The sequence below is a fragment of the Janthinobacterium sp. YR213 genome (genome assembly GCF_900099875.1).
Classification (GTDB): domain Bacteria; phylum Pseudomonadota; class Gammaproteobacteria; order Burkholderiales; family Burkholderiaceae_D; genus Janthinobacterium; species Janthinobacterium lividum.
This window is the reverse complement of sequence record NZ_FNDA01000003.1, coordinates 53,175-74,411: the sequence shown is the minus strand read 5'-3', so window position 1 is coordinate 74,411 and position 21,237 is coordinate 53,175. Positions and strand designations below refer to the sequence as shown.

At 65.1% G+C, this 21,237-nt stretch carries 17 protein-coding genes; 9 read left to right on the top strand and 8 right to left on the bottom strand.

Going from position 1 to position 21,237, the window contains the following annotated elements; genetic code table 11:
• The first annotated feature begins 59 nt into the window (after positions 1-59).
• Both BLT98_RS14290 and BLT98_RS14285 read left to right on the top strand, forming a co-directional pair.
• Positions 60-2,216: a DEAD/DEAH box helicase gene (locus BLT98_RS14290; RefSeq protein ID WP_071653749.1), complete on the top strand. Its 2,157-nt coding sequence runs from the start codon at positions 60-62 to the stop codon at positions 2,214-2,216.
• Positions 2,217-2,652: 436 nt separating this feature from the next.
• A complete protein-coding gene (locus BLT98_RS14285; protein WP_092608886.1) occupies positions 2,653-4,314 on the top strand; it encodes a methyl-accepting chemotaxis protein in 1,662 nt (553 codons plus the stop codon).
• 84 nt (positions 4,315-4,398) lie between these two features.
• On the opposite strand, the gene bamE is transcribed toward BLT98_RS14285, so the two are convergent.
• Genes bamE through BLT98_RS14260 form a run of 5 tightly spaced genes read right to left on the bottom strand, consistent with a single transcriptional unit; the run spans position 4,399 to position 7,838 of the window.
• On the bottom strand, positions 4,399-4,707 hold the full coding sequence (gene bamE, locus BLT98_RS14280) for an outer membrane protein assembly factor BamE domain-containing protein (protein WP_034784303.1): 309 nt from the start codon (positions 4,705-4,707) through the stop codon (positions 4,399-4,401).
• On the bottom strand, positions 4,704-5,492 hold the full coding sequence (locus tag BLT98_RS14275; protein WP_092608883.1) for a hypothetical protein: 789 nt from the start codon (positions 5,490-5,492) through the stop codon (positions 4,704-4,706). The genes bamE and BLT98_RS14275 overlap by 4 nt, the downstream gene beginning before the upstream one ends.
• Before the next feature lie 49 nt (positions 5,493-5,541).
• Positions 5,542-5,901, bottom strand: a complete 360-nt coding sequence (locus tag BLT98_RS14270) for a nucleotide pyrophosphohydrolase (RefSeq protein ID WP_092608880.1) — start codon at positions 5,899-5,901, stop codon at positions 5,542-5,544.
• Positions 5,898-6,359 carry a GNAT family N-acetyltransferase gene (locus BLT98_RS14265; RefSeq protein WP_092608877.1) on the bottom strand — a complete coding sequence of 154 codons (462 nt, stop codon included), beginning with the start codon at positions 6,357-6,359 and terminating at the stop codon, positions 5,898-5,900. The genes BLT98_RS14270 and BLT98_RS14265 overlap by 4 nt, the downstream gene beginning before the upstream one ends.
• 36 nt (positions 6,360-6,395) lie before the next feature.
• The gene (locus BLT98_RS14260) at positions 6,396-7,838 is read right to left on the bottom strand and encodes a cytochrome P450 (RefSeq protein WP_244517495.1); all 1,443 of its coding nucleotides are present in this window, start codon (positions 7,836-7,838) and stop codon (positions 6,396-6,398) included.
• A 114-nt stretch (positions 7,839-7,952) separates the two neighbouring features.
• Between BLT98_RS14260 and BLT98_RS14255 the strand changes: the two genes are divergently transcribed.
• Positions 7,953-8,810: a helix-turn-helix domain-containing protein gene (locus BLT98_RS14255; protein WP_225317173.1), complete on the top strand. Its 858-nt coding sequence runs from the start codon at positions 7,953-7,955 to the stop codon at positions 8,808-8,810.
• Positions 8,811-8,908: 98 nt separating this feature from the next.
• Here BLT98_RS14255 and ilvB read toward each other — a convergent pair whose 3' ends face one another.
• Positions 8,909-10,669: a biosynthetic-type acetolactate synthase large subunit gene (gene ilvB, locus BLT98_RS14250; RefSeq protein WP_092608870.1), complete on the bottom strand. Its 1,761-nt coding sequence runs from the start codon at positions 10,667-10,669 to the stop codon at positions 8,909-8,911.
• A gap of 99 nt (positions 10,670-10,768) precedes the next feature.
• Here ilvB and BLT98_RS14245 point away from each other — a divergent pair, with 99 nt between their 5' ends.
• Positions 10,769-11,230, top strand: coding sequence for an Lrp/AsnC family transcriptional regulator (locus tag BLT98_RS14245; RefSeq protein ID WP_034784295.1), 462 nt, complete (start codon positions 10,769-10,771; stop codon positions 11,228-11,230).
• A 92-nt stretch (positions 11,231-11,322) separates the two neighbouring features.
• On the top strand, positions 11,323-13,821 hold the full coding sequence (locus BLT98_RS14240) for a TonB-dependent receptor (RefSeq protein ID WP_244517494.1): 2,499 nt from the start codon (positions 11,323-11,325) through the stop codon (positions 13,819-13,821).
• Here the strand turns inward: BLT98_RS14240 and BLT98_RS14235 are convergent.
• Complete coding sequence (locus BLT98_RS14235; RefSeq protein WP_244517493.1) at positions 13,818-14,486, bottom strand: response regulator; 669 nt, start codon at positions 14,484-14,486, stop codon at positions 13,818-13,820. The genes BLT98_RS14240 and BLT98_RS14235 overlap by 4 nt on opposite strands.
• On the bottom strand, positions 14,483-15,391 hold the full coding sequence (locus BLT98_RS14230) for a histidine kinase (protein WP_170846388.1): 909 nt from the start codon (positions 15,389-15,391) through the stop codon (positions 14,483-14,485). The genes BLT98_RS14235 and BLT98_RS14230 overlap by 4 nt, the downstream gene beginning before the upstream one ends.
• A 429-nt stretch (positions 15,392-15,820) precedes the next feature.
• Here BLT98_RS14230 and BLT98_RS14225 point away from each other — a divergent pair, with 429 nt between their 5' ends.
• From BLT98_RS14225 to BLT98_RS14210, 4 genes are all read left to right on the top strand, one after another.
• Positions 15,821-16,636, top strand: a complete 816-nt coding sequence (locus tag BLT98_RS14225; protein WP_170846387.1) for an NF038120 family PEP-CTERM protein — start codon at positions 15,821-15,823, stop codon at positions 16,634-16,636.
• Between the two features lies 1 nt (position 16,637).
• Positions 16,638-19,802 carry a S8 family serine peptidase gene (locus BLT98_RS29675; RefSeq protein ID WP_092608861.1) on the top strand — a complete coding sequence of 1,055 codons (3,165 nt, stop codon included), beginning with the start codon at positions 16,638-16,640 and terminating at the stop codon, positions 19,800-19,802.
• Between the two features lie 158 nt (positions 19,803-19,960).
• Complete coding sequence (locus BLT98_RS14215; RefSeq protein ID WP_034784290.1) at positions 19,961-20,578, top strand: AIM24 family protein; 618 nt, start codon at positions 19,961-19,963, stop codon at positions 20,576-20,578.
• A 17-nt stretch (positions 20,579-20,595) separates the two neighbouring features.
• Entirely contained in the window at positions 20,596-21,237 is a 642-nt protein-coding gene (locus tag BLT98_RS14210; RefSeq protein WP_034784288.1) for an AIM24 family protein, read from the top strand.

The following is a 21,237-nucleotide window of genomic DNA, read 5'->3' as shown; positions in this document are numbered from 1 at the left end:
TAAACTAGCAGATACACTCTTTCGCATTGGGCGATTCGAGCGAACTTGTGAGTGATTTCATGTCTGATACACCAATTTCCTTATTTTCCGACCTTAACCTGAGCGAGCCGCTGATTCGCGCGCTCAAGGATGTCGGTTACGAAACACCGTCGCCTATCCAGGCGGCCACGATTCCATTATTGCTCGCGAACCGCGACGTGCTGGGCCAGGCGCAAACAGGCACGGGTAAAACCGCCGCCTTCGCCTTGCCGATCCTGTCGCGCATCGATCTGAAACAAAGCTCACCCCAAGCCCTGGTCCTGGCACCGACGCGCGAACTGGCCATCCAGGTCGCCGAAGCGTTCCAGGTGTATGCCGCCCACATCCCCGGCTTCCACGTGCTGCCGATCTACGGCGGCCAAAGCTACGGCCCGCAACTGTCGGCCCTGCGTCGCGGCGTGCACGTCGTCGTCGGCACCCCTGGCCGCGTCATCGATCACCTGGACAAGGGTTCGCTCGACCTGTCCAAACTGAAGACCCTGGTGCTGGACGAAGCCGATGAAATGCTGCGCATGGGCTTTATCGACGATGTCGAACGCATCTTGCAAGAAACGCCGGAAGGCCATCAAACGGCCCTGTTCTCGGCTACCATGCCTTCCGTCATCAAGCGCATCGCCACCACCTACCTGGTGAACCCGGCCGAAGTGACGGTTGCCGCCAAGACGGGCACGGCCGACAACATCCGCCAGCGCTACTGGCTGGTATCGGGCATGCACAAGCTTGACGCGCTGACCCGCATCCTGGAAGCGGAAGCGTTTGACGGCATGATCATCTTCGCCCGCACCAAGCTGGGCACGGAAGAGCTGGCCGGCAAGCTGCAAGCCCGTGGCTTCTCGGCTGCCGCCATCAATGGCGACATTCAGCAAGCCCAGCGCGAGCGCACGATCCAGCAGTTGAAAGACGGCAAGATCGACATCCTCGTGGCAACCGACGTGGCCGCCCGCGGCCTGGACGTCGAGCGCATCAGCCACGTCGTCAACTACGACGTGCCGCACGATCCGGAAAGCTACACCCACCGCATCGGCCGCACGGGCCGCGCCGGCCGCAGCGGCGAAGCGATCCTGTTCATCACCCCGCGTGAAAAGAACCTGTTGAAAGCCATCGAACGCTCGACCCGCCAGCCTATCGGCATGCTGGAACTGCCGACGATCCAGGCCGTCAACGACGTGCGTATCGCCAAGTTCAAGGAACAGATCAGCGAAACCCTGGCCCTGGGCGAACTGGAACAGTTCCAGTCGCTGATCGAGGATTTCGAACGCGAACAGAACATTCCCGCCATCGAAATCGCCGCCGCCCTGGCGAAGATGGCGCGTGGCAATGTGCCTTTGTTGCTGGACAAGAACAAGGCGCGCGAGCAAGCCACGTGGCAGGACGACCGTCCCGTGCGCCAAGACCGCTTCGAGCGCAACGACCGTCCGGAACGGGGCGACCGCTTCGACCGTAACGAGCGCAGCGACCGTGGCGAACGCCCGGCCTTCCCGAAAAAGGAACGCATCCAGCGTCCGGCCGACGCCGGCATGCAGACCTTCCGCATCGAAGTCGGTCATCAGCACGGCGTGAAGCCGGGCAATATCGTGGGCGCCATCGCCAACGAAGCGGGCATCGATTCGAAAAACATCGGCCGCATCGAAATCTATGACGACTACAGCGTCCTGGACTTGCCGGACAGCATGCCGAAAGAATTGCTGGACCAACTGAAAACCGTGTGGGTGGCGGGCCAGCAGCTGCGCATCAGCCGCGACGGCGACGCGCCGGACCTGGCGCCGCCAGCCGCGCCGCGCAAGCCGTTTGCCGCCAAGTCCGCGCCAGCGTTCAAGGATGCGCCGGCGGACGCGGGCGAAGTTGCCCCGCGCGCGCCGAAGAAGGAACGTCCACGCCCAGGCGTGACGGCCTACCGCATCGAAGTGGGCCGCGAGCACGCTGTGACGCCAAGCAACATCGTCGGCGCCATCGCCAACGAAGCGAACCTGGAAGCCAAGCATATCGGCCGCATCGATATCTTTGACAACTACAGCGTGCTGGACCTGCCGGAAGGCATGCCGCCGGAAATCCTCGACCACCTGAAATCGGTCGTGGTCTCGGGCCAGAAACTGCGCATCAGCCTTGACGATGGCACGACGGAGCGCAAGCCTGCGCCACCGCGTCCGAAGTCGCCACCCCGTAAAACGTACAAGTAAGCCATTCCCACGGGCGCTCCGGCGCCTGTGTCGCGGATTGGAGACAGTTCCCCCACTGGCGCATTCGCGCCAGTTTTTATTTTCCCTCAAGAAATGAACATGGTTGCCGCGTTATGGTTGGCAACTGGCGCCGCCATGTGCCGGTAATTGGCATGCCCCTCTGCGCATTTTTATCGGCACAAGCAGCGTATTTATCGGCTGGTGCATCGATACATAATTTTTTATTAATTATTTTGTATGCGCGCAATTTAAATTTTACATTCAATAAAATCAATCAAGTTGAATCAAAGTAAATTCTAAAACATAAATGAATTGGCTTTTATTAAATTATTTGACTGGCGTCACTGTCGCCGAGGCGATATATCATGGGTGCTTGATGTGGTATATTGTTTTTATGTTTTTGTTATGCTAGTTGAAAAAAAATAGAGGAGCGACGATGCGGGTCAATACACCTATCACGCAAAATGAATACGTATTAAATGAAGGCATGACGATTGTTTCCACCACGGATTTACAGGGAAACATCAATTACGCCAATCAGTATTTCATTGAAGTCAGCGGTTTTTCAGAAATGGAATTGCTGGGTGCGCCACAGAATATCTTGCGTCATCCCGATATGCCGGCCGAAGCGTTTGCCGACCTGTGGGACACCATCAAGACGGGCATGCCATGGACCGGCATGGTCAAGAACCGCTGCAAGAATGGCGATTTCTACTGGGTCTTCGCCAATATCACGCCCGTCATCGAAAACGGCCGCCCGATCGGCTATATGTCCGTGCGCACCAAGCCCACGCGCGAGCAGATCAATGAAGCGGCAGCCCTGTATAAAAGTTTTAAGGACGGCAATAGTGCCAACCTGGCGATCCGCAATGGCCGTGTCGTCCGCCAGGGCTGGGCCGCCAGGCTGGCCGAGTGGCGCAAGCTGAGCCTGTCGCAAGACCTGGCCCTGCATTGCATCGTGTTTGGCGTGGTGCTGGCCATCCTCGGCTGCGCCGTGTGGAATATCGACGGTGACACGAGCACGGCCACGCGCAGCTGGCTCAGCGGTGCTGCCGCCGCCGCCGTGGCGCTGATGCTGTATTTCTGGGCCCATCTGCACAATTCCCTCGTTGCACCGCTGGGCGACGCCATCACCGTGGCGCGCAAGATGGCCGGTGGCGACTTGACGGGCGTCATCGACAAGGTGCGCGACGATGACATGGGGCAATTGATGGCGGCCTTGCGCCAGACCAACATCAACCTGCACAGCATCATCGGCGACGTGCGCGCCAACTTCGAGGATATCCGCATCACCACGGCGGAGATCGCCACGGGAAATATGGACCTGTCCAGCCGCACGGAATCGCAGGCGTCCAGCCTCGAGCAGACGGCAGCGAGCATGGAAGAACTGACCTCCACGGTGCAAAACAGCGCCGACCACGTGGCCACGGCCAATGACCTGGCGGCGCAGGCGTCGACCGTCGCGGCCAAGGGCGGCACCATCGTCAGCGAAGTGGTCACCACGATGGACGAGATCAGCACTTCGTCGCGCAAGATTCTCGACATCATCGGCCTCATCGACGGCATTGCCTTCCAGACGAATATTCTCGCCTTGAACGCAGCCGTGGAAGCGGCGCGCGCGGGCGAGCATGGCCGCGGCTTCGCCGTCGTGGCCGGTGAAGTGCGCAGCCTGGCGCAGCGCTCGGCGACGGCAGCAAAAGAGGTGAAAAACCTGATCGACCATTCGATCGCCACCGTGAACGCGGGCAGCGTGCTGACCAGCAATGCGGGCGCCACCATGACGGAAGTGATCGCCTCGGTGGCCAGGGTGACGGAAGTGATGGACGAGATTTCCTCCACCACGCGCGAGCAGAACCAGGGCATCGGGCAAGTTAACCAGGCCGTCATCCACATGGATGGCATCACGCAGCAGAATGCGGCGCTGGTGGAGCAGGCGGCGGCCGCCGCCACCAACCTGGCGCAGCGCACCGACAGCGTGGCCCAGTCGATCGGCATCTTCAAATTGAAGGCGTCGCCCAAGCGCAAGGTTGCCGGCGTGGGGCGTAGTCCCAGCGTGGCTGCCGGCGTGGCGTCGCGGGCCTTGCTGAAAGCACGCTAATTACCCCAACGGCGAAAGGCCGGGGTCGTACGGGGACGCCGAGTCCTTAAGGTACGACTCCGGGTTTTGTCCGTGGGGCTACTCTTACTTCTTCACCCGGTACACCTCGCCGCTGCGCACCTTCCGCACCACCCCATCCCCGCCAAACAGAATCACATATTCTCCCTGCGCGCCCGAGGCGGCCGGGTAGGTGTACATCCACACTTCATTGCCGCTGTCGAAACGGATGGATGTGCTGTCGCCCAGCGCGGCGCGCACCTGTTCGCGCGTGCTGCTGCCCACTTGCACCGTCTGTTCCAGCGTTGCGTAAGGCACATTCTTGCTCGCCTGCAAGGCGCGCGTGCCGGAGCAGGCGGCCAGCAGCGCCAGCGCGAAGACACTGAGCCACTTCATGGCGCCACCTCGTCCATATAAGTAAATTCCAGCAGGGTATCGTCGGGCCAGTTGCTATCCCACAGGGGCGCGTAATACGTGCGGTCAAGCAGCACCTGGCAGTCGCAATAGGGCAGGGAGGCGGGCGTTTGCTCGCCGCCCGCATACAGCATGGTGAACGGCAGGGCCAGGCGGCGCTCGCCATGCACGAGGGTGACGCCGAACAGGGGGCGGTCCGTGAAAAACAGATAATTGCCGTCCGGCTCGGAACACACCTTGTCCGTGCTGTAGAGCATGCTGGACAGCCAGGCAATGATTTGCGGGTCGTTCGAGATCAGGCCGGAATCCATGCCGGCGCGGCATTCCAGGCGCAAGTCGCCCAGGCGCCGCGTGCCGGGCGGCAAGCCGGGCGTGATGACTTGCGCGCGCCAGCTCATGGTGGTGGCCTTGCGGTTGGCGATCAGCACGGCGTCTTCGCGCGCCGCCTGCGCATGGCGCACGGGGGCAAAGCTGTTGTCTTCGGCCAAGGGCAAGGGGATGCTGACGGTGTCGCCGGCGATGCGCAGCTGCACGCCCGTCATGTCCACGCCGGGCTGGCGCGGCAGCAAGCGAAAGCGCAGCACGGCCTGCGGCGCCAGCGCATGGTCGCGCTCGAAGCGGTCCACGCCCTGCAGCATCTTGCGATACGATTTATCGACGGGATCGCGCGTGGCATCGACTTTGACTTGCGGCACGGGCGCGGTTTGCGCCAGCGCAACGGGGCCAGTGAGCAGGCAGGCAAGCAGCAGGGAAAGAGAGATACGCATGGCCCGATGCTACGCCTTTTTGCGCATCAGCCACGCACGCGTGGGCGTGTCAGTATTCGCTGTATTTGCGCGCGTCGCCGCGCACCTGCTGCGCCGGGTATTTCTGTGCGTTGAGTTCCATCTTTTCCAGCACGGCCCCATGCAGGTCGACGCCGCTCTTGTCGGCCAGGCGCACGAGATACATCAGCACGTCGGCCAGTTCGTGGCGGATGCCCGTGCGCTTCGCTTCGTCCAGTTCCGCGTCCGCCCCCGTGGGCAGCCACTGGTAGTGTTCCACCAGTTCCGCCACTTCCACGGACAGGGCCATGGCCAGGTTTTTCGGCGTGTGGAATTGCTCCCAGTCGCGTTCGTCGGCAAAGGCGCGCAGGCGCGCGCGGATATCGAGCAAGCTGTCGGCGGGTGCGCTCATGCCGCCACCTGCAGCGTTTTTTCCATGAAGACACTGAACGGATCGTCGGGATAGTCGCCGTACGGTCCGCGCCGCTGGTAGCCGTGGCGCGCGTACAGGGCGATGGCTTCTGGCTGGTGGATGCCGGTCTCCAGCGTCAGCAAGCGGCAGCCGCGCGCCAGCGCCTGTTCTTCCAGCAGGGCCAGCAGGCGCTTGGCCAGGCCCAGGCCGCGGCTGTCCGGGTGCACGTACATGCGCTTGACCTCGCCGAAAGCGGGCGTGACGACGATGGCGCCGCAGGCGCGCGCCGCACCGGCCGCATCGCGGGCGACGGCAAACAGCAGGGTCTCCGGCGGCACGGACGCCAGGTCCAGCGAGTAGACGCACTCGGCCGGGTACAGGGTCTGTTGATAGGCATCAAGCTCGGCGATCAGGGTTTGCACATCGGCTTGCTGCGGCGATTCCAGGCGGATAGTCATGAGGGAGGTCGAATGAATGGGACTTCCCCCATGGTATCACTGCGGCTGCGCCAGGCGCATGGTCAGGCCGATGGGCGACATCACAAAACCCATCAGTTCCTGCGCCTCGCCGCCATCGGGCGTGTCGACGCCGGCGATGTCGAAGCTGCCCAGCAGCATGGCCATGGCGATCTTGATTTCCAGCAAGGCCAGGTAGCGGCCCGGGCACGTGCGCAAGCCGGCGCCGAACGGCATCGAGGCGCGCTTGTTGTTCGCCTCGCCGCTTTCCGCCAGCCAGCGTTCGGGCTGGAAGGCACTGGCATCGGGAAAGTGCGCATCGGATACCGTGTCGTGGCGCATCACGCACCACACGAGGGTGCCGGCCGGCACGGCGATGTCGGCGATGACCGTGTCGCGCAGCGCCTCGACGGGCAGGAAGGGCGCCACCGGTTTCAAGCGCATGGCTTCGCTGGCGCAGGCGCCCAGGTAGTCGAGGCTATCCATCTGCTCGATCGTGAAGTGCGCCACGTCGGGCGCCAGGCGCCGCACTTCCTCGCGCGCCCGCGCCAGGGTGTGCGGATTGCGTTGCAGCATGTAGATGATCCAGGAAATCGTGTTGGCCGTCGTATCTTCACCGGCCAGCAGCATGGTCAGCACATTGCCGGCCACGTTGCGGTCGGTCACGCCGCTGCCTTCCAGGTCGGCGGCGGCGATCATGGCTTCGAGCAGGTTGGGCGGGTGTTCGCGGCGCGCCGGGTCGTGCGCCATGCGCGTGCGCGCCTGCTGCACCAGGCCGGCCACGGCGGCGGAAAGGGCCGCCACGTCGCGGTCCAGCCGGCGGTCGACGGGCAGCTTGAACCAGCGCCAGTACGGGAACATGGACAGGCTGCGCCGCGCCACGGCGGGCAGGATGTCGTCCATGTGGCGCTGGATCACGTCCTCGCCCGATTCGAGCGTGTTGACTTCCGTGCCAAAGGCCAGGCCGGCGATGATGTCGACCGTGTAGCGTTTCAGGTCGCCATCGAGGTCGATCGCCTGACCTTGCGTGGCGGCAAGATGCCAGCGCCGCTGCAAGCGCTGGGCCACCGTCACCAGCGCGGGGAAATAGGCCTTGATGGCGCCAGGCGCCATGCCGGCCATGACCATGCGGCGCTGGTTGCGCCACTCCGTGCCCTCGGCCAGGAACAGGCCGGGGATGCCGCCCATTTCCTCGGACACGATGGAGCTGCTGAGCGGGCGGCGAAAACCGTCGGGCCGGTCGCGCAGCACGGCGCCGACGGCCTCGCTGTCGGCCACCACCAGTACCAGGGTGCGGCCGAACCAGGCGCGCATGTAGGGGCCGTAGCGCCGCACCCACGCTTCCACGTCGCGGTGGATGCGCGTGAGCTTGAGTTGCAGGCTGTTGCCGACGATGGGCAGGGCGCAGGGCCCCGGCAAGCGGCGGATCTGGCGCAGCGGCCGGGCAATGTCGGGTGCGGCGGCGTGGTCGAGTGGCGGCATGGCAAGCTCCTGTTTCAGTGGGAACGATGGCATGACTGTAGCGCGCTTGCGCGCCCGCGTCTTGAACGAATACGACATCGCGTGCGGCCAGAAATTGCCGGTACAATCGTCGCCATGCCTGCCGCCCCTACGCCCCTGACCCGTTTGATCGCGCCGCGCACCGCGCTCGCTTCCTGCGTGCGCGCCTTCCTCGTGCGCGACACCACGGGCTGCGCGCCCCTGCCGCCGGCGCAGCGCCTGAACCGCTTTCCCGCTGCGCCCATGTGCAGCATCATCTGGACCGTCGCCGGCGACGTGGAAGCGGCCGCGCCGGGCCTGTCGCTGCGGGACGTGCGCATGCCGCCCGCGCTGTTCGGCGGGCCCCGCTCGTATCCGCTGGTCAGCTACAACCCCGGTCCCGTGCGTTCGTTTGTCGTGATGTTTTATCCGGCCGCGCTGCATGCGTTGACGGGCGTGTCGATGGATGCCCTGTTGGACCAGTTTCGCCCGCTCGACGCGCTGTTCGATGCCGACTGGCAGGCCCTGTCCGACGCCGTGCTGGCGGCGCCGGACGACGAGGCCCGCGTCAGGCTGGTGGAAGATTTTCTCGCGCCGCGCTGGCAGCTGGCGCGCAAGAGCGGCGACCATCCTGCCGGCGCCGTGCAGGACTGGGTGCGCCGCCTTGGCGTGCAGGCGGCATCGACGGGCCTGGCCAGCAGCGCGCGCAATGTCGAGCGCCGCATCAAGGCCTGGGCCGGCCAGCCCATGCGCACCTTGCGCCGCATGCGCCGCGCGGAACAGCTGTTTCTCGACGAGCGCGGCGCCATCCTGCAAGGCACGGCGTCCTGGTCCGACGTCGCCGCCAGCGGCGGTTACGCCGACCAGGCCCATTTCTGCCGCGAGACGCGCGAAATCACGGGCTTGAGTCCCACCGAGCTGGTACGGGCCATGCGCGACGATGAAAGTTACTGGATTTACAGAATCTGGAATTGAGGGCGTAGGTCGGATTAGCGAGGCCTGGTCTCGCGTAATCCGACCACATTGTTGCAAGACGCTGGTGTCGGATTACGCGGCTGCGCCGCTAATCCGACCTACCGCTCGCTGTACACCTTGCCCTTGGATAGGGTCACTTCATGGTGCCCCGCGCCGGGCGCCATCATGGGGAAGCAGTTTTCCGCGCCATGCACGCGCACGTCGAGGAAGTACGGGCCCTCCGATGCGAGGCAGGCCGCCAGCGCCGCGTCGAGCTCCTCGCGCCGGCTCACCGTCTGTGCCTGCCAGCCGAACGCGCGTGCCAGGGCGACGAAATCGGGCAGCGCCTCCGTGTAGCTGTGGCTGTAGCGCTCGCCGTGGTGCAGTTCCTGCCACTGGCGCACCATGCCCATGTAGCCATTGTTCGACAACACCACTTTCACTGGCAGGCGGTGCTGCACGGCCGTGGCCAGTTCCTGGATATTCATCAGAATCGACGCATCGCCGCTGACGCACACCACGCGCTTGCCGGGATGGGCGATCTGCGCGCCGATGGCCGCTGGCAATCCATAGCCCATGGTGCCGGCGCCGCCCGAGGTGAGCCAGCGGCGCGGCTGCTCGAAGCGCAAGTGCTGCGCCGCCCACATCTGGTGCTGGCCCACGTCGGTGGCGACGATGGCGTCGACGCCATCCATGCTGTCCAGCGCCGCCTGCAGGCGCCGCATCAGCGCCTGCGGCGCGATCACTTCCGGCGTATCGTTGAATGCCAGCGATTCCCGCGCGCGCCAGCCGTCGATGCGTTGCCACCACGGCTGGCGGTCGGCCAGCAGGCGGCCGCGCAGCTGCGCCAGCAATGCCGCGAGCACGGGTGCGCAATCGCCGCGCAGGGCCACGTCGGCGCGCACCACCTTGCCGATCGACGCCGGGTCGATATCGATGTGGATGATTTTCGCGCCGGGACAAAAGGCATCGAGCCGCCCCGTGACCCGGTCGTCGAAGCGGGCGCCGACGCAGACGATCAAATCCGCATGATGCATGGCCAGGTTGGCTTCCAGGGTGCCGTGCATGCCCAGCATGCCGAGGAAGGCCGGGTGCGAGGCGGGAAAGGCGCCCAGGCCCAGCAGGGTCAAGGTGCACGGCGCAGCCGCCAGTTTCACCAGCTGGCCGAACGCGGCGCAGGCATCCAGGCCGGAATTGATAAGCCCGCCGCCGCCATAGAATACGGGCTGGCGCGCACCGGCGATCAGGCTGGCGGCTTGCTCGATATCAGCCGCGCCGGGCAGGGGGGCAGGGACGGCGGCGACGGACGGCAGCGGCGTGCCGGCCGCGACCCGCGCCAACTGCATATCCTTGGGAAAATCGATCAGCACGGGACCGGGCCGGCCCTGCGTGGCCTGCGCGTACGCTTCCTGCACCACGCCAGCCGTCTCGTCGGCCGCGCGGATTTGCCGGTTCCACTTGGTGACGGGGCGCGAAATGCCCAGCGCGTCGCATTCCTGGAAGGCGTTCGTGCCGATGCTGGTGGTGGCCACCTGGCCGCTGATGCAGATGAGGGGAATCGAATCGCACAGGGCGTCGAGCAGGCCCGTGGTGGTGTTGCTCATGCCGGGGCCGGACGTGACGAAGACGACGCCGGGCCGGCCCGTGCTGCGCGCATAACCTTCGGCCGCATGCACGGCTGCCTGTTCGTGGCGCACCAGCACGTGGCGCAAGCGCGGCTGCGCGTGCAGCGCGTCGTACAGGGGCAGCACGGCGCCGCCCGGGTAGCCGAAGACGGTGTCGACGCCCAGGGCCAGCAGGGTGTCGATCAGGACGCTGGCGCCGTTGCGCGGCGCAGTATCGGTGGCGGGAGCGAGGAGGGGAGCGGGATCGGGTTTCATGTGTCTATTTTCTGCTTGCCCCGACAGAAAAGGCTGCTGGTTTTCTCGTATAGAATGCAATCTTCAGCAAAATTTGCTGTGAAATATGGAGATGACAGAATGAAGCTGGATAAATTCGACCTCGCCATCCTGACGGCCCTGCAACAGGATGCCCGCATCAGCTTGCATGAGCTGAGCGCCAAGGTGGGCCTGACCTCGTCGCCATGCTGGGCCCGCATCAAGCGCATGGAAGACGATGGCGTCATCGAAGGCTATACGGTGAACGTCAACGCGGCCAAGGTGGGGCTGGCCGACACCGTCATCGTGCAAGTCACGCTGGACGACCATTCCGACCAGGCCCTGTTCGAATTCGGCCACGCGCTGGCCATGATCCCGGAAGTGCTGGAAGCGTTTCTCGTCTCGGGTGACTACGATTACTATTTGCGCATTGCCGTCAGCGACACGCGCGACTATGAACGCCTGCTGCGCGAGCGCCTGTATAAAATTCCCGGCATCCGCCACAGCAAATCGAGCTTTGTCTTGCGCCAGCTCAAGCAGAGCTATTTGCCCTTGCAGCGCTAGCTCCCCGCACGGCGGGAGTTTTTCCCTAGTTCCCCGATGGTGGCTGTCCGATACTGGACGCAATAAAAACCACGATAAAACTGGGGATACGCATGAAACTGACTTTATTGGCCGCTGCCATGGCGCTGTGCCAGGCGCAAGCCGCCGACCTTGCCGCTGACGCCAGCCTGGCCGCGAGCCTGGCCACCTCGGGTGACTTGCCCACCGTCATCATCACGGGCAGCATGCCGCTGCCTACCGTGGAGCAGCCGCGCGATGCCTTGGCCGCGCCCGTGCAGACGGCCAGCGCGCAGCAGATCACCCGCAGCGGCGCGCTCGATATTTCCGCTTTCCTGCGCCGCAACCTGGGCAGCGTGGTTGTCAACGAGGTGCAGAACAACCCGTTCCAGCCTGACATCAGCTACCGCGGCTACACGGCTTCGCCCCTGCTGGGCACGCCGCAGGGGCTCTCCGTGTATCTGGATGGCATTCGCCTGAACCAGCCGTTTGGCGACGTCGTCAGCTGGGACTTGATCCCGCGCATGGCCATCGAATCGCTGACCCTGATGCCGGGCTCGAATCCCCTGTTCGGCTTGAATACCCTGGGCGGCGCGCTGGCCCTGCAAACCAAGGATGGCAGGAGCAGTCCTGGCACCGCCATCGAGGCGCGCCTGGGTTCCGATAAACGGCGCGGCGTCGAGGTCGAGCATGGCGGCAGCAATGCGCAGGGCTGGCACTGGTATGTGACGGGTAACCGCTTCAAGGAGGCGGGCTGGCGCGACGATTCGCCGTCCGACGTGCGCCAGGCGTTTGGCAAGCTGGGCTGGAGCGATGCGCGCACGGACATCGCCGTCACCGTGGCCCACGCGGACAATGCGCTGACGGGCAACGGCTTGCAGGAACAGCGCCTGCTGGCGCGCGACTATCGCAGCGTCTACACCAAGCCCGATTTGACGCAAAACAGGTCGACCCTGCTGAACCTGACGGGCAAGCACCAGGCCGGCGCTGCCTTGCTCTTGTCCGGCAATGTGTACTACCGCAAGATCGACACGCACACGTTCAATGGCGACTTGAACGACGAGTCGCTCGACCAGTCCGTCTACCAGCCCGGCGCGGCCGAGCGGGCGGCCCTGGCGGCGGCCGGCTACACGGGCTTTCCCTCCAGCGGGGCGAATGCATCCAACACACCATTCCCCAAATGGCGCTGCATCGCCAACGTGCTGCTGAACGATGAGCCGGCCGAAAAGTGCAATGGCATGCTCAACCGCAGCCATACGCGGCAGGAAAATTATGGTTTTTCGGGTCAGTTCACCGCGCCGGCCGACGTGGCGGGAGCACGCCATGCCGTCACAGCCGGTGCCGCCTACGACACGAGCCATGCCACCTTCCGCCAGACGAGCCAGTTCGGCTATCTGAATCCCGACCGCAGCATCACGCCCGTGGATTTCTTTGCCGATGGCACGCAGATCGATGACGATGGCACGCCCGTCGATAACCGGGTCGACTTGAGCGGGCGCATGCGCACGTGGAGCGTGTATGCGAGCGACAGCATGGCGTTCAATCAAGACCTGACCTTGACCATCTCCGGCCGCTACAACCGCAGCACGGTGCGCAACCGCGATGCCATCACGCCTGGTGGCGGCAGCGGCTCGCTCGATGGCGACCATCGTTTCAGCCGCTTCAATCCCGCCATCGGCCTCGCCTATGCGCCGGCCGGAGGTACCGGCGCGTATTTCGGCTACAACGAAGGCAGCCGCACGCCGACGGCCATCGAACTTGGTTGCGCCGACCCGGAAACCCCATGCCGCCTGCCCAACGCCATGGCTGGCGACCCGCCATTGAAACAGGTGGTGACGAAGACGTGGGAGGCGGGCGTGCGCGGCCAGTGGCGCGACGTGGCCCGCTGGAGCGCGGGCGTGTTCCGCGCGGAAAACCATGACGATATCCTGTTCGTCGCCGACAACCAGGCCGGTTTCGGCTATTTCAAGAATTTCGGCAAGACGCGCCACCAGGGCGTGGAAATGGCGCTGGACGGCAAGGCGGGCGCGCTGGACTTCGGCGTCAACTACACGTGGCTGCAGGCGACGTACCAAAGCCGGGAAACCGTCAACGGCAGCGCCAACAGCAGCAGCGATGCGGAGGCGCCCGGCCTGGAAGGCAATATCGCCATCGCGCCGGGCAACCGGATTCCCTTGACGCCGAGCCATATCCTGAAGGCGCATGTGGATTATCAGGGCGGACGCGACTGGACGGTGGGCCTGGCCATGACGGCCGTCTCCAGCGCGTATGCGCGCGGCAATGAAAACAACCAGCACCAGGCGGGCGGTCCATCGTACTTGGGCGCGGGCAAGAGCGGCGGCTATGCCGTGGTCGAGCTGAACGGCAAGTACCAGCTGACGCCCCGGCTCAGCGTGTTTGCCCAGGTGAATAATCTGTTCGATCGGAAATATGCGACAGCGGCCCAGCTGGGCGCGACGGGTTTCGATGCCAGCGGCAATTTTGCCGCCCGGCCATTGCCCGCCGTGAACGGTGAGTATCCGATGGTCAATGCCACGTTTTATGCGGCCGGCGCGCCGCGCAGCGTGAACGTGGGCCTGCGCTACGCGTTTTAAGGGTGGACCTGCTCAATGACGCCATTGCGCAGCGCAAGGTGGACGAGGGCGGCGGGGCCGGGCACGTCGAGCTTTTCCTTGATGCAGGTCTGGTGGTTGGCCACCGTCTTGCTGCTCACGTGCAGCAGGCGGGCGCAGTCGGCGGCGCTGCGGCCTTCGGCCAGCAGGCGGAAGATTTCGAATTCGCGCTGGCTCAGGCTGCTCAAGCGCTGCGCTTCCATGCGGGCCGTGCCTTGCAGCACGCCCGGTGCGCTGTGCGGGTCCAGGTAGCGCCGGCCCGCGTGGGCGGCGCGCACGGCGTCGACCAGGTGTTCCGGGTCGGCCTGCTTGCTGACGAAGCCGCAGGCGCCGCCATCGAGCGCACGCGCGATCAGCTGCGGCGTGTCGTGCATGGTAAACACCAGCACGCGGGCGCCGGCATCGCGGGCGAGCAGCTTGCGCAGCAATTCCAGGCCGCCGATGCCGGGCATGGACAAGTCCGTCACGCACACGTCGGGCGCCTGCTCCAGGTGCAAGCCATACGCCGTTTCGCCATTGCCCGCCTCGGCCACGACGGCGATGTCGCCGCCCTGTTCCAGCAGGCGGCGGTAGCCCGTGCGCACCACCGGGTGGTCGTCCACCAGCATCACGCGGATCGGCCGTATGCCGCCGTGCATGGCGCTCATGCCGCGCACCGTGCCGCCAGGGCCACTTCGATGCGCAAGCCCTTGCCCAGCGCGCTGATCCAGCGGATATGGCCGCGCAAGCCGGCCACGCGCTCGCGCATGCCCAGCATGCCGTAACCGGAGTCCTGCTGCATGTCCTGGCGCAAGCCCCGGCCATTGTCTTCGATGGCCAGGTGCAGCACGCCGCGCGCATCGGCGCGCAATTCCACCGTGGCCTGGTCGGCACCCGCGTGGCGCGCCACGTTCGTCAAGCCTTCCTGCACCAGGCGGTAGATGGCGGTGGCGGTGCTGTCGTCGAGGCCGGCGGGGATGGCGTGCGCCGCGAAATGGCAGGCGATGCCGTGCTGCTGGGCCCAGCTGTCGCACAGCGCCTGCAGGGCTGCTTCCAGGCCCAGGCTGTCGAGCACGGGCGGGCGCAGCCGGCGCAGCATGGTGCGCACCATCGCATGCAGCGCTTCCGAGGAGCGGGCGATGCTGGCGGCGCAGGCCTGCACGTTGGCCTGGTCGCCATCGCGCGCGCGCAGGATGTAGCTGGCGGCGGCGCGGATGGCCGTGCAGTCTTGTCCCACTTCATCGTGCAGCTCGCGCGCCAGCGCGCAGCGCTCCTCTTCCTGCGCGCGCAGCAGGCGCTGCGTGAGGGCGCGGTTTTGCGCCAGCAGCAGCGCCACCTGGCGTCCGCGCCGCACGGCAAAGCCGGCCAGCGTCAGCACCAGCAGCAACAGGCTCAGGACCAGTTCATCGAGTTGCCAGTGTTCCTGGCGCCAGAGCGCGCGCGTCAGCCGTTCGGCCAGGTCCAGCCTGGCGGCCAGCAGGAAAAAAGCCAGCGCCAGCGTGCCGCACGCGATGATGCGCCGGGCCGGCAGCGTGCCTGAGCGGCCGCTGCCGGCCAGTTGGTAGTGTTCCATGATGCTGCTCCCTGAGCACGGTCGATCTCTTTGTTGTGCAAGCTTCATGCCATCGCTGCAGGGGCTGTGGCCGGGCGCGTGGCGGGAGAGACAAGTGTTCCAGGATGGAACAGGTGTACCGCGATGTGACGGGAAGATGACGGTGCGGCAGGCGCGGTTTTCGAGCTTATCTGAAGTCGGACCGGCACGCTGGCGCGCACGTCTGCAGTGCGCAGCATTGTTGTTCCAATGTAACGTTGAGATTGCTCAAGCTTTCATAGATAAAACAAAACAAAGTTTCGCGGAGCTAGATAAAAAATAAATAAATGATATTAAAAATATGTTATTTGTTTTATGCGATTTGCTATATTTGTTGACACTTTTGTGAAAAAGCTGAAAGCGGGCGCCAGACCTGCCGACCTATCTATCCACAACAAACAAGGGAATAGAATGAATCGTTCATCACATGCGCGGGTATCGCCCGCCACCGCCAATCCGCCCGCTACCCGCGGTCGCGCCACCATCCTGGCCGCGCTGGCCACCTTGTCCGTGCTGGCCTCGGCGCCGGTCATGGCCGATGTCCTGACCTTCGATAACTTGCGCCCCGACGTGTATGCCAGCGGCCAGACGCTCAATACGTCGAGCTACAACCTGCTGTTCCTGGCCGATCCGACCACGGCGGCCGGCGGCGGCGTCAGCGGCGTGGGCGCCATCCTCGATGGCCGCGTGGGCTCGTCGTGCGATATCGCCGCCTGCCCGCAGGGCGCCACCGGCAATTACCTGGCCATCCTCAACGATGGCGGCGTGAATTTTTCGCGTGCCGACCGCCAGGCGTTCAGCCTGGCCGGTTTCGATTATTCCTTCATCGCGCCCGTATCCGGCTTGCCCAACATGAATTGGGGCCAGTTGCAGCTGAGCGGCACCCTGAGCAACGGCCAGGTGATCAGCACCTCGCTGGCGTTTCCCGGCCAGGGCGGCGATGGCAATTACCATTTCCAGGGCGCTTCCCTGCTGGGCGGCTTCAGCAACTACGCGTTTACGGGCCTGACCTTCAACGCGTGCATTTTCAATGACACTGGCGCGTGCAGCAATTCCATCGATTTCCCCGCCTTTAACCAGGGCCAGTTTGCGCTCGACAATATCAACATCAGCGCCGTGCCGGAACCGTCGACCTACATGCTGATGCTGGTCGGCCTGGGCGCCATCGGCATGTTGTCGCGCCGCCGCACCGGCAAGTTCGCAGCGTTCACCGTACAAGGAGCGTGAGATGAAATTACGTCCCGTTTCACTCGGTATCCTCCTGCTGGCCGCCAGCCTGGCGCAAGCGGCGCAGGCGCAGGAACGCCGCTCCTACATCGTGCAATTGGTCGACAAGCCGGCCGCCACCTATACGGGCCAGGTCGACGGCCTGGCCGCCACCAAGCCGGCCCCGGGCGCGCGCATCAACGTGGGCGCCGCCGATGTGCAGGCCTATTTGAGCTACCTCGACACCAAGCAGGCCGCCGTGGCCGGCACCGTCAGCGCGGCTGAAATCACGCACCAGTACAGCGTCGTCTTCAACGGCTTTTCCGCCTTGCTGACGGACGATGAAGTGCGGGCCCTGAAGAAAAACAGCGGCGTGGCCAGCATCAGCGCCGACTCCATCCTGCAGCTCGACACCAGCTACACGCCCAGCTTCCTGGGCCTGGACAAGCCGGGCGGCATCTGGGAGCAGCTGGGCGGCAAGGCGCACGCGGGTGAAGACATCATCATCGGCATCGTCGACAGCGGCATCTGGCCGGAAAACACGGCCTTTGCCGACCGCCTGGACGAGAATGGCGTACCTAGCCACAGCGGCAACAATGTCGTGTACGGCGCGCCACCGGCCAGCTGGCAGGGCACTTGCCAGACGGGCGAAGGTTTCTCCGCCGAGAATTGCAACAACAAGCTGATCGGTGCACGCTACTACCGCGCCGCCACGTCGGCGCTGCACTGGACGGAATTTTTGTCGCCGCGCGATTCCGTCGCCGGCCTGACGGGACACGGCGGCCATGGCACGCATACGGCCTCCACGGCCGGCGGCAACAATGGCGCCCTGGCCACCTCGAACGGCGTGTCGCTGGGCAAGGCATCGGGCATGGCGCCGCGCGCCCGCATCGCCGCCTATAAAGTGTGCTGGACGGCCGCATCGACGGGCCGCAACGGTTGCGCCACGGCCGACAGCGTGGCCGCCATCGACCAGGCGGTCAAGGATGGCGTCAACGTCATCAACTTCTCCATCGGCCCGAACGCGGGCGGCGGCGCCTTCGACGAACCGACGGAAGTCGCCTTCCTCGGCGCGGCGGCAGCCGGCGTATTCGTTGCCACGTCGGGCGGCAATTCCGGCCCGGCCACGCCCGCACCGGACGTGCCGGCGCCCGTGTCGCACATCAGCCCGTGGCTGGCAACCGTGGCCAATTCCACCCACAACCGCCTGTACGCAGGCAATGTCATCCTCAGCAACGGCACCAAGCTGGAAGGCGCGTCGAGCAATGCGAAGACGCCGGCGCTGCCGCTGATACGCTCGCGCGACGCGGGCCTGGCCGGCGTGCTGCCGACGGACGTCAATCTGCTGCGCTGCTTCGGCGCGGCCGATGCCACTTCGGCGTATCTGGATCCGGCGAAAGTGGCCGGCAAGATACTCGTGTGCGACCGTGGCGGCAACGTGCTGGTCAACAAGAGCGCGAATGCGAAGACGGCGGGCGCGGCGGGCGTGATCATCGCCAACGTGGCCGGCGGCGCCAATACCATCATCAACCAGGCGCACGTGCTGTCGACCGTGCACCTGGCGCAGGCGCAGGGCGACGCGCTGAAGGCCTTCATGGCAGCGACGCCCGATGGCACGGCGGCGCTGGGCGAAGTCCATACGATCCCCGACACGACGGTGCAGGCGCCGATCGTCAGCGACCGGTCCTCGCGCGGGCCGAACGTGGCCAATGCGAACATCCTGAAACCGGATCTCTCGGCGCCCGGCACCAACGTGCTGGCCGGCGTGACGGCCGACCTGACGCCGGCGCAGCGCGATGCCGTGGCGGCAGGCGGCGTGGCGCCGGCGGCCGAGTGGGATTTCTATTCCGGCACTTCGATGGCCAGTCCGCACGTGGCCGGTGTGGCGGCGCTGCTCAAGCAGCAGCATCCCGACTGGTCGCCCGCGGCCATCAAGTCGGCGCTGATGACAACGGCCTTCAGCACCTATTCGGATGGCTTGAACGGTTCCGTGTCGTGGGATGCCACGGCGAAGACCTCGGGCCAGCTGCCATGGGGCCAGGGCGCCGGCCACATTGCGCCGAACAGCGCGGCCGATCCTGGCCTCGTGTACGACATGTCGGAAATCGACTATGCGCGCTTCCTGTGCGGCCTGAACCTGAAGGTCTACAGCGCCGCCACGTGCCAGGCCATCGGCACCATCACGGCCTATAACCTGAACCTGGCGTCGCTGACGGCGGCCAACGTGCTGGGCACGCAAACGCTGACGCGCACGGTGACCAACGTGGGCGCCAGCAGCGCCGTCTACAACGTTTCGGCCAGCCTGCCCGGCTATACGGTGGCGGTGACGCCTACCAGCCTGAACCTGGCGCCGGGCGCCAAGGGCCAGTACCAGGTCAAGCTGACGCGCACCACGGCGCCGGCCAATACCTGGACCTACGGCGCCCTGAGCTGGACGGATGGCACGCACACCGTGCGCAGCCCGCTGACGGCGCGCGGCACCTCGCTGGCCGCCATTCCGCTGGTCAGCAGCGAAGCGGCCACGGGCAGCAAGGTGCTGACCCTGGGCACGGGCTTCACGGGCGCGCTGGTCGGCGTCAAGTCGGGTCTCGTCGAAGCCGTGCGCCAGGCGCGCACGATCGGCCAGGCGGCGACAGGCGCTGCCGCATCGGCTGCCTGCAAGGCGGGCGGCGCCACGGGTGTGAACGTGCACAACGTGGTGATCCCGGCCGGCACCCTGGCGGCGCGCTTTGCCACCTACGATGCGGAAACGACGGGCGGCGCGAATACCGACATGGACATGGAGGTCTACAACGCCGCCAATGTGCTGGTCGGCAGCAGCGGCAATGAAAGTTCCAATGAACAAGTGGAACTGCGCCTGCCTGCCGCCGGCACCTACAAGGTGTGCGTGATCGGTTTTGCGCCGCAAAACGGCCAGGCAGACTACACCTTGTCGTCGTGGGTGCTGGCGCCGGGCTTGAACAACGGCAGCTTCAAGGCGCTGATGCCGGGCACGGCCTACACGGGCGGCACCGCATCTGTCTCCCTGAGCTGGTCCAACCTGGCCGAAGGCAAGCGCCACCTGGGCGCCGTCGGCTACCAGGTGGCTGGCGTGGTGCAGGGCGTGACGGTGGTCGAGGTCAATACCAATGATCCCGTGCCGCTGTTCCAGAACGCGCGCGGCGCCAGGCCGGTGCTGGCGGAATAAACCGTTCATTGTGTGAACGCAAGGCGTGCCTCCGGGCACGCTTTTTTTTTATTCACCCACCCCCGTTCGGGAGGAATAGCGCTTGCGCGCCGACAAAGCCACCGGTATCTTGTCGGATAGCCATGGCTTTGTGCCCTGGCATTCTTGGGGAGTCGCGCGTGACCAGTTTCCGCACCAATACCGACCGCCTGCTGGAAGTGCGCCTGCAGGATGAAAAAGTGCTGGCGATTGCCGGCGCCATGGTCGCCTATACGGGCGCCATCAAATTTGAAAAGTCCCTGCTCGGTGGCGAGGGCATCTTTGGCGCGCTCAAGCGCAAGGTGACAAACGAAGGCATGCAGGTGATGCAGGCCGCCGGCACGGGCACCGTGTTTTTCGCGCAGAATGCGGCCGAGATCACCGTCATGGCGCTGGCCGGCGAAAAGCTGACCATCGAAAGCAGCAGCCTGCTGGCCTACGACACGAGCCTGAAGACGGGCACCAGCTTTGCGGGTTTGCGCGGCGCCAGTTCCGGCCAGGGCCTGTTTTCCACCACCGTGGAAGGCAACGGCAACCTGGCCGTCATTTCGCGCGGCAACCTGATCATGCTGGAAGTGACGCCGGCGCATCCGCTGCGCGTGGACCCGGACGCCTTCGTCGGCTTCAAGGGCGACATCCGCCAGGAATTCGTTTTTGATGTCAACTGGCGCACGATGATCGGCCAGAGCTCGGGCGAATCGTACCAGCACAAATTCACAGGCCAGGGCGTGGTGTTCATCCAGCCCGCCGAACGTTAAGTCAGCGAGGATCCACGATGCCTGTCTATCAGCAGATCAATGAAAAGATGCTTGAGGTCAAACTCGGCAATGAAGAAGTATTCGCGCGCAAGGGTGCCATGGTGTCGTATCAGGGCGACGTGGCGTTCAGCCGCTCCTTCCTGGCCGGCCAGGGCGTGCAAAGCCTGGCCATGCGCGCCGTCACCAATGAAGGCTACGCCCTGATGTCGGCGCGTGGCACGGGCAGCGTGTTTTACGCCCAGGGTGGCCTGTTCGTCACCATCGTCCCCGTGCGCGGCGAAACTTTCTATGTGGAAAGCGATTCCCTGCTGGCCTTCGATGCGCGCCTGACGGCTGGCACCATGTTCCTCGGCAACCAGGGCGGCGTGCAGGGCGTGGTGCGCGGCATGGCCTCGGGCCAGGGCTTGTTTACCACCACCCTGCAAGGCACGGGTGAAGTGGCGATCCTGTCCGACGGCAACGCCATCGGCTTGCCCGTCACGCCGGACGTGCCCGTGTTTGTCGACCCGCAAGCGTATATCGGCCATACGGGGCAGCTGAGCTCGACCATCGTCACGGACCTGAACTGGAAAACCTTCGTCGGCCAGGCGTCCGGCGAATCGTACCAGGTGAAGTTCACGGGCCAGGGCACGGTCTATATCCAAGCGAGCGAAAGGTAA